This window comes from Thermosynechococcus sp. OHK43 (assembly GCF_014466085.1).
In the GTDB taxonomy this organism is placed as follows: domain Bacteria; phylum Cyanobacteriota; class Cyanobacteriia; order Thermosynechococcales; family Thermosynechococcaceae; genus Thermosynechococcus.
In genome coordinates this window covers 1-6,479 of sequence record NZ_JACOMP010000171.1, presented here as the reverse complement: position 1 = coordinate 6,479, position 6,479 = coordinate 1, and the positions used below count along the sequence as shown (strand labels likewise).

The 6,479-nt window shown below is 52.5% G+C and carries 5 protein-coding genes and 1 pseudogene; all 6 read right to left on the bottom strand.

What is annotated here, in order from left to right:
- Positions 1-1,585 (bottom strand): annotated as a pseudogene (locus tag H8Q75_RS07220) (hypothetical protein); the annotation flags it as partial.
- Between the two features lie 222 nt (positions 1,586-1,807).
- On the bottom strand, positions 1,808-2,338 hold the full coding sequence (locus H8Q75_RS07215; protein WP_024123876.1) for a chemotaxis protein CheW: 531 nt from the start codon (positions 2,336-2,338) through the stop codon (positions 1,808-1,810).
- Between the two features lie 5 nt (positions 2,339-2,343).
- Entirely contained in the window at positions 2,344-2,709 is a 366-nt protein-coding gene (locus tag H8Q75_RS07210) for a response regulator (RefSeq protein WP_024123877.1), read from the bottom strand.
- Positions 2,710-2,796: 87 nt separating this feature from the next.
- The gene (locus H8Q75_RS07205) at positions 2,797-4,038 is read right to left on the bottom strand and encodes a response regulator (protein WP_024123878.1); all 1,242 of its coding nucleotides are present in this window, start codon (positions 4,036-4,038) and stop codon (positions 2,797-2,799) included.
- A gap of 19 nt (positions 4,039-4,057) precedes the next feature.
- Positions 4,058-4,693 (bottom strand): MerR family transcriptional regulator, encoded by a 636-nt coding sequence (locus H8Q75_RS07200; RefSeq protein WP_297040999.1) that lies wholly within the window; start codon positions 4,691-4,693, stop codon positions 4,058-4,060.
- Positions 4,694-5,009: 316 nt separating this feature from the next.
- Complete coding sequence (gene aroA / locus H8Q75_RS07195; RefSeq protein WP_024123880.1) at positions 5,010-6,332, bottom strand: 3-phosphoshikimate 1-carboxyvinyltransferase; 1,323 nt, start codon at positions 6,330-6,332, stop codon at positions 5,010-5,012.
- Between the last annotated feature and the right edge of the window lie 147 nt (positions 6,333-6,479).

Here is a 6,479-nt window from a genome sequence, read left to right as displayed (position 1 = left end):
GGCTGAGATCAAATTCATCCGGTAGAACCGCAAAGGTCTCCGTACCAGCATCGGTCATCACTGTGGCCTCTGAGCCAACGGCACCCATGCCATGGACTTGGGGATTGGCAATGGTCATTTCATCATCAAAACTGCCAAAGGAAAGATCTTCTAGATCAAAGTTGGCAATGGATTCAACGGGTTCAGCACCACCAGAGCTAACTTGCCCTTCAGCGATCGCCGGTGCCGCCGACCCCCCCCTGTCTTCGGCAATGGCTTCACGTGCCGGAAACTCAGAGATGGCGATCGTCTGTGCATCCTCAAAGGTGGCGGGGTCAAGGGCCTCAGGAGACAGGGGTTCTGCCACGCTATCTGGAGCTTCAAAAGCTTCAAGGGAAGCTGGGAAGTCACTAAAGAGATCGTCTTCTTCCTCGGCAGCCTCAGAAGAACTTAATTCCGGCTGCGGCAGCAACTCAATGGCCTCTGCTTTTTCATCTTTTTCATTAGTTAACAAATCACTGATACCAGCAGCAGAGGTAGAGACCTCAGGAACATTCGTCTGAATAGATTCCGTCAGATTTGGCAAGAGGTTCTCTTCAGAAATGCTGGCTGCTGGGGCTTCCTCAATATCACCAAAGAGACTTTCTGTCGAGATATTTACTACCGGAGATTCCTCCACATCCGGAAAAAGGTTCTCTTGAGAAACATTGGCTGCTCCCGATTCTGTCAGCCCCCTAAAGAGGCCCTCGTCAGATGCGGCCACTTCAGCGGCAAAGGGATTATCAAATGTTTCTGGGGAGGGCGGGGTCATTTCTTGAAAAGGATCCGCAGTACTTGCTGCCGCCTCCCTATCAAAAATAGGACTAGGGCTGGGCGGTTCAGAGGGGGTCAAGGGAGAACTTCCCATGAGCATCGTGATATCATCATCCCCAATGGCTTCAACGCCTAGAGGTGGCATGGATTCACCAATGGGAATTTCTGGAATGTCTGCGACTTGCTCTTCTAAAGGATGAGCGGAAAAGCTAAAGGGATTCTGAACCGCTGCATCTTCGTCGAAGGGATTAAAGGTACCCTGTTCTAAATGGGCGCCAAACTCTTCCTCAATGCCAGCAATCTCTAGATCGTCAAAGGGGTTGCTCGTCCCTAAATCGCTGCCAAAGTCATCAAAGTGTTCAAGACTCAATTCTTCTGCTGGGGGGTTCGCGGCTTGGGGTTCCCCAATGGCTGGGGTGGTTTGCAAAATGGTATTCTCCCCCTGAAGTTGGGTATAATCTCCTTGCGCAGTGGTGTGGTATTCTTCGCCCCTGTTCTTGGCAGGTTCAGCAGTAGGAACGAGATCCTTAATCTTGGCGAGGCTCTCGTTGGCCAGATTGATTAATTCTGGATCAGTTGTGGTATTGAGAACCACCTGGTAATGCTCTTGAGCCTCCCTGTAGCGTTGTTGGCAGCAGTAAATGTGCCCCCGCAGCAGCCGTAGGTTTGGATCGCCCGGTCGGTTGCCCACCAATTGGTCAGTGATTTTGGCTGCTTCTTCGTAGTTGCCTTGCACATAAGCGGCAACCGCTTTTTGATATTCTTGGGTGTGTTGGGTGCTGCTGGATGCCATGGGCTTACTCCCAGAATGGACGATCAGAAGAGGACGATCAAAGACGATCAAAAGAGGTAGATAATTCTCAGAACGAAATCAAGGAAGCTTTAATTACAAAGTATGCGCCAATCCCTGGGAAAGATATCATGGGTGTGTTAATTTTCCTAAAGTGACTGGTCTCGATGAGTTCCATGGTGATGCTTGAGCGCGAGTCTCCATTGAGATTCTACTTTTTCTAGTTTAGAGTCCCCAGCGAGCACTGCGTAAAATGGCAAGGGGATCTAAAAGCTTCACAATGTCCTGTTGCTCCGCATCAAAGACCCACTCGCCCCGTACAAAGGGAGCCATCTGATCGCTGACATGGGTAGCGGGCCTGATGGTGTCATTGTTGAGCCACTCCATACCCCGCACCTGATGAACTGCTAGCCCCACCATTAACTCATCATCCTCAATGGCAATAATCGATAGCTCAGAGCGATCGGTATTCAAGGGGGTGTCGTTCCCCAGAAACTTACCCGTATCCGCTACCCAAATTACCTGGCCCCGCAAGTTCAAAATCCCCAGTAGGAGATTGGAGGTATTGGGCACTGGGGTAATGCGATCGGGGCTCACGGCTACGACTTCGCGCACCCCAATAGCCGGTAGCGCCAAGGTATCACCGCTAGGGATCGTAAAGAGAATATGTAAATCTCCCTCGGGGGTTCTGAGGTCATCGATACGGTCACTGTCGATGGGGGCATTGGTGGCGAGTAGGTCTGAGCTGCTAAACATCTTTTCTAGCCTCGCAAGAGTTGCTTGATGGTGCCAACGAGTTCTTTGGGATCAAAGGGCTTCGTAATGTACGCATCTGCCCCCTGTTTCATGCCCCAATAGCGATCAAACTCCTCACCTTTGGAGCTACACATAACCACGGGAATCGATTGGGTGCGGGGGTCGGACTTAATTTGGCGGCAGACTTCATACCCATTCATACGGGGCATGACAATATCGAGGACAACCACATCTGGGGTGCTCTGCTGCAATTGCTCCATTGCCTCCACACCATCGCTGGCAACCGTTACGTCAAAGCCTGTTTTTGCCAGCAATTCGCTAATCATTTCCCGCTGGGGTGGACTATCTTCGACAACTAAGACTTTGGTCATAGGGGGTTACACGTAAGAATTAAGGTTTTGCTTTATATTCTAAAAGCCCAAGAGTATGACAGCTTCATCACAGTCAACCTGGGGAGGTTAATGGGACGTCTCGAGACCTGACTTTGGTTCTAGCACGTCGCTAAAGAACTCGTCTGTTAAGGAGGTTACAGGCGGGGCTGCGCCAATGTAATGATGCGTAATTGTTAATAATTCTTGGGTTGAAAAGGGCTTACTGAGGTAATCAGTGGCACCAGCCACCTTGGCTCGCAGGCGATCGCTCCAACCAACGAGGCTAGTCAGCATAATAATCGGCGTATAGCGGAAGCGAGGCGTGTGCCGCAGGAGGGTGCAAAATTCGTAGCCATCCAATTCGGGCATGGCAATATCCAGGAAAATCAGATCGGGGTTGAGTTGGAAAATGAGACTCAAGGCGGTCAGTGGGTGGGCGATCGCTGTGGCTTCATAACCTGCGGCCTGCAGAGTAGACTCAACCACTTGACGCACAGTGGCGGCATCATCCACACACACGACCCGGGGCGATCGCCGCCAAGAAAGGGGTGGAAATGTACGGGTGTGGCCATTGGTTCCCCAAGAACTGACTTGTAAGTACCCTTTATGAAGATAGGGCAGCAGGAGTTTGCCCACAGTCACGCCATCTCGTCCCAGTTGTCGACTCAGGCGGCGCAAGGTGATGGGCGCGCGCACAAAGGGCTCCAGTTGACGAAACCACTGATCCGCTGGATCGTTGCCCGTGGGTTTAATATCCGTCAGTTCAAGGGATTGATCCAAGGAACGCAATTCTGGATGCAGTTTTTTCCATTCCTGCAGATGACTCAGGCTGTCATTGAGTAGCGCCGTTAGGGAGAGATGGTGCCATTGGGGAGTGAGGGGACTCGCACTATAAAACTTAAACCAAGCGCGATTGAGGCTAACAACGTCAAAGAGACTCTCCCGCAGCAGCGCCCGCCACACGCTATGGATTTGATTGAGCTTGCAATAATCAAGGAGCCACCACAGGCATTCGTATTCCACCCAACTGGCACCGGCTTTGCTTTCGATGAAGCTATCGGGACTTGGCCAAGGAATGTCCTGTCCATAGAGCAGATCCTGCAACCGCTCTAAACTGTGGCTGTGGCGATCAGCAATGTAAACCAAATAACCATGATTCAAAAACAGAAGCCACGTACGACCGGCATCATCTTCGATGTACAGTTCCCCAGTGCGCTGGCCAAGGGCAAGGGTTTGGCACAGCGTGTAGATATCCGTATCGTTGAGGCATCCTTCCATGGCGTTATTATAGCGATCGCCGGTGAGCTGACCGCGACACAGGATATTCAATCTCGGTTGGCGCTCTCCATTAGCGTTGGGTATAGCTAGAGAGCAATTGCACCAGTTGTTTTACCAGGGCTTCCTGATCGCGATTGATTTGGGGAAAGTTAAAGTCATCGCGAATATGAACTTCAAAGCCGGGCGCCACCTCAATGCGCTTCCAAGACTCCGGTTGCGGCGAATGGCTTGGGGGCGGCACCTCGCGACGGCTGATAGTGGGACTGACGCGCATGGGCTCCCCATAGCGATGCTCGGAGCGCTCCTGTACCTGCTGCAAAAAGGCCAAAGCTGGGTTGATTGGGGGTGGATTCAATTGAAGATGCACCCCCTGCTCAAGGAGGGCCCGCAGTTCTGGGGTGCTCATGCGATACACCAGTTTGTAAATGGCACCTGCGGTATAGCCCTCCATCAACAGCCGCCGCACCACCAGCAACTGCACAAGGTGGCGATAGCCGTAGCGACCTTCGCGGCCAATGCGAGCGGGGCGGTCAATCAATTTACAGGAGGTGTAATGGCGCACCAGCCGCGGGTTGACCTCTTCCAAAACACGGTTTTTGGAGTCCTCCTGGGGGAGGTGCTGGGGCAAAAGTTCGTTGGCGATTTCCACCAACTCATCTAATGACCATTGGTCCTGAACATGAACGAAGTCTTGAATTGTTGCCATGATGAAAAAGCTCAACTTTTTTTGAACAAAAACAGAAGGTCAGGGGGGCCCAAAGCCTGAGTTAAAGGGAGCAACGTTCCTAGGATAGAAGTGAAACTATGATACCGTATTTTATTGATTGTGTATCATTTTGGCGCTCAATTTACAATTTAGTCGAGCGATCCCCGGGAACACCAACACTCCATCACCTAGGGGTACGCAGAATTCAACATCGGGCAAGCCCCGATTGTGATGCCAAAACAATTTATTTGATGCTAGCATACAGCGTTTAGTGTTGAGTGAAGTTCTCCCAAGAATTACTGGGATTTTTGTGCTATCAAGCAATTTGTTGCAGAGTTGTTACAAATTCTGGATAGGAGACCGCTGCTGCACTGGCGTTGTGAATTTCACTGGTTCCCTTGGCATTGAGGGCAGCGATCGCCAGACTCATGGCCATCCGATGATCGCCGTAGGTTTCCAGATGGCTGCCCTGCAAGGGCACGCCCCCTTGAATATCGAGGCCATCCCTGAGTTCAGTGACCTTAGCGCCCATTTTTTGCAATTCTGTGGCCACGGCCTTGAGGCGATCGCTCTCCTTCACCCGCAGTTCTGCCGCATCGCGAATTTCAGTGACCCCCTCTGCAAAAGCAGCAGCCACAGCCACAATGGGAATCTCATCAATCACGCGGGGAATCAATTCACCGCCAATATGGGTGCCCTTCAGCCTCGCCGATCGCACCCGCAGATCTGCCACCGGTTCTCCCGTAACCAGCCGCTCATTTTCAAGGGTAATCTCTGCCCCCATTGCCCAAAGAACATCGAGAATGCCGGTGCGGGTGGGGTTGACCCCCACATTGGTCAGCAGCAATTCTGAATCAGGAATAATAGAGGCTGCCACCAACCAAAAGGCAGCTGAACTGATGTCCCCGGGGACAATGACCTTCTGACCCTTTAGGACCGCCGGCCCTGCCAAACTGACTGTACAGGTGGCCTCATCCACGCTCAAACGGGCACCAAAGGCCTGAAGCATCCGTTCACTGTGATCTCGGGAGCGGTGGGGTTCGCGAATAATGGTGGTGCCTTCGGTGTGGAGGGCGGCCAGCAATAGCGCTGATTTTACCTGAGCGGAGGCAATGGGACTGTAGTAGGTGATGGGCTCTAGGGGCTGTCCCAAAACGGCCAAGGGGGCACGACTGTGGTGTTGACGGCCCCAAATCTGGGCACCCATCTGTAGGAGGGGTGTGACGACCCGGGCCATAGGGCGCGATCGCAGGGAAGCATCCCCAGTCATCGTAAAAAAGCGACCCGTTTGCGCTGCCAATACCCCCAACAATAGCCGCATCGTTGTACCGGAGTTGCCGGCATTCATCACATCCACCGGCTCCTGAAGGCGGCCAATGCCCAAGCCTTGCACCGTTACTGCTGTGGCATTGAGATCCGAAATCTCCACACCAAGGGCACGGAAACAGGAGGCAGTACTACAGATATCCTCACCCACGAGCAATCCTTCGATATGGGTGGTGCCCTCTGCTATGGCCCCCAACATCAGGGCCCGGTGGGAAATGGACTTATCCCCCGGTACTTGGAGGGTACCCCGCAGGGGATGGCCATCGGCCTGAATCTGCCAAGTGTCGTCGGATGCAATCTGAATAACCGCCATGGGACATTTGGATAAAACCGCGTTCTCGATTGTCCCACGTCTGTTGCCCTATAACCCCATGGAGCGTTTCAGTTCCTCAAGGGCAGTTTGCAATTCCAGACGGCGAAACTCAGCTTCAATTGGATCATTGAGGTCACTGCTGATGCG

Bases quoted from the DNA above. Each gene is read 5' to 3' on its own strand.
- H8Q75_RS07210 (WP_024123877.1), bottom strand. From the start codon at position 2,709: ATGACCAAAGTCTTAGTTGTCGAAGATAGTCCACCCCAGCGGGAAATG.
- H8Q75_RS07200 (WP_297040999.1), bottom strand. From the start codon at position 4,693: ATGGCAACAATTCAAGACTTCGTTCATGTTCAGGACCAATGGTCATTA.
- H8Q75_RS07215 (WP_024123876.1), bottom strand. From the start codon at position 2,338: ATGTTTAGCAGCTCAGACCTACTCGCCACCAATGCCCCCATCGACAGT.
- aroA (WP_024123880.1), bottom strand. From the start codon at position 6,332: ATGGCGGTTATTCAGATTGCATCCGACGACACTTGGCAGATTCAGGCC.